1 protein-coding gene is annotated in these 1,759 nt (G+C 47.0%); it reads left to right on the forward strand.

Annotated elements, in window-relative coordinates:
• Positions 1–121 precede the first annotated feature (121 nt).
• Entirely contained in the window at positions 122–1,387 is a 1,266-nt protein-coding gene (locus tag PKO01S_RS28405; RefSeq protein WP_127534780.1) for an IS110 family RNA-guided transposase, read from the forward strand.
• The last annotated feature ends 372 nt before the right edge of the window (positions 1,388–1,759 follow it).

The following is a 1,759-nucleotide window of genomic DNA, read 5'->3' on the forward strand; positions in this document are numbered from 1 at the left end:
CCCGTTAGAATTCCTGTAATACGAATAATTTGGCGTTTGAACAAAAACGAGCGCCTCCAGTAAGATGGGGTTGCACACGAGGTCAAAAGCCTCAAAAAGCCCATCAGGAGGTCGCTCTACTATGAAGTTTAAGTCACAGGACAAGCAAAATCAACTCATTGAAAACATTACCGTTTCTCACCTAGTCATCGGTATAGACATCGCCCAGGAAGTCCATGTGGCCCGCGCCGTCAGCTTTCGTGGCATTGCGCTTGGCACTCCGCTCGAGTTCGGCAACCATCGTGAAGGGTTCAATCAATTCGAACGTTGGATCCAGGATCTACTTAAATCCTACAAACTTAGCAGCATCATAGTTGGCATGGAACCCACTGGCCACTACTGGTTCAGTCTAGCACGTTGGCTCCTCGATCAAGGCATCGAGCCCGTTCTGGTTAACCCTCATCTCGTCAAAAAGAATAAGGAAAACCGGGATAATACACCGTCTAAAAGTGACCATAAAGATGCACTTGTCATTGCAGACATGGTCAAAAACGGGTACTACTCTCCTGTTCGTTTTCATCCCGAAGCTTATGAGGAGCTACGTATTCTTATGGCAAACCGAGAGACGGTTACCAAGCGTCTCAATGCTGCGGTTAATCAGATTCATCGCTGGGTAGACATTGTCTTTCCTGAACTTCGTCAGGTCTTTAAAATCCTTACTTGTATCAGTGCAATCGCAACCCTCAGACTCTTTCCTTTGCCGAAAGATATCAGTCGGTTAAGCACGGAACAGGTCTTGGGCGGCTGGAAGCAATATGTAAAGCGTCATGCTGGAGTTAAACGTGCTGAACTGCTCATTACACTTGCAAAATCCAGTGTAGGTACCACTCAAGCACTTCACGCTTACAAGCTTCATCTTGGGCAATTGCTCGAAGAATATGACCTAGCTCAGCGCCAGCTTGAACAAATCGAGCACGAGCTCCGCCTCATTCTTGAGCATATTCCTTATGCACAGCAACTGCTTGAAATACGAGGCGTCTATGTAACGAATTTAGCTGGTGTACTCGGTGAGGCTGGTGATCTAAGCGGATATGCGCACGGAAATGCTTTGCTTCGCCATGCCGGTTTAAATCTAGCTGAAGCTAGCTCAGGGAAATGGCGAGGAAAGATGGTTCTCAGCAAACGAGGCCGACCCCGTTTACGTCATTTTCTTTATCTCATGACGATGAGTATGGTCATGACAAACCCGGAAATCCGAGCGGCACATCGCTACAATGTAGAGGAAAAAAGGCTGAAGAAGATGAAGTCCATCATGAAATTATGCGGTAAAGTAGCAAGAATGCTCGTGGCTCTAGCAAAGAACAATTCATCGTACGAACCAATAAAGGTATTCCCAAAAGCAGTGTAAATCCAAACGATCCTCACCAGCTCAAGTATTCGCAGGATGACAAGAAGCACGGAGTATCGGGAGACGTTACGCAAAAGGGCTCGGACCCGTTCCGTTAGAAAGACCGACCTCCACCCCGTAGTTAGATGTGACGAAGGAATGAAAGGGCTATGACCCGTTGAGACATGGGAGTGAGAATCGCTAGGGCGAAGTGGAGACGTGCGCATTATGGAACATTATGGGTGGTGTCTAATCACCTTTATTTCCGCATGCCCACTTTCGTATCGCCCATCTATCGGCTCTTTCATTATCTTGTTCTTCATCTTGACTACAGGATGAAATCCTGCGAATTCATGAGTCTGCGTGAGGAAACTGAATCATTTCGAGGGAGTT

Origin of the sequence: Paenibacillus kobensis NBRC 15729, assembly GCF_004000825.1 — a bacterium.
GTDB classification, from domain to species: Bacteria; Bacillota; Bacilli; order Paenibacillales; family Paenibacillaceae; genus Paenibacillus_T; species Paenibacillus_T kobensis.

Coding starts and splice junctions, on each gene's coding strand:
- PKO01S_RS28405 (WP_127534780.1), top strand. CDS start 122: ATGAAGTTTAAGTCACAGGACAAGCAAAATCAACTCATTGAAAACATT.